The sequence below is a fragment of the Arthrobacter sp. Y3225116 genome, from assembly GCF_059091245.1.
In genome coordinates, this window is sequence record NZ_JBNHGL010000562.1 from 1 (window position 1) to 453 (window position 453).

The following is a 453-nucleotide window of genomic DNA, read 5'->3' on the forward strand; positions in this document are numbered from 1 at the left end:
GGCCGCGCTCTGTCATTTCGGCTGCCACACCGGCAGAGACACGAAACGCCGTTCCCGGCAGCACAAATGCCACAGGTTCATCCCGCGTGGCGTGAAGTGCATCAGTATGCAGCTTCACCAGTGCCACGACCGTGACCAGTTCAGACGTATCCAGAATCACGGTATCCGGCTGCGCTGATCCCACCTCATTTTCATGTCCGGTCAGCACATTTTCCCGGCTGAGAGGGGTGTCCTGACCGGCAGTTTCATCCGTGTCATCAAGCTCCTCTTTCAGCTCTGCCACACGGAGCGCCAGTTCTTCTTTCGTCCCCGTCAGGCTGACATCACGGTTCAGTTGTTCACCCAGCGAGCGGAGACGGGCAATCAGTTCATCTTTCGTCATGGACTCCTCCACAGAGAAACAATGGCCCCGAAGGGCCATGATTACGCCAGTTGTACGGACACGAACTCATC

The 453-nt window shown here is 57.2% G+C and carries 1 protein-coding gene; it reads right to left on the reverse strand.

The window, feature by feature from the left end; all coding sequences use genetic code 11:
- On the reverse strand, positions 1-382 hold a 382-nt coding region (locus AC5RV2_RS18965; protein ID WP_163406888.1), incomplete at its 3' end, for a DNA-packaging protein FI.
- Between the last annotated feature and the right edge of the window lie 71 nt (positions 383-453).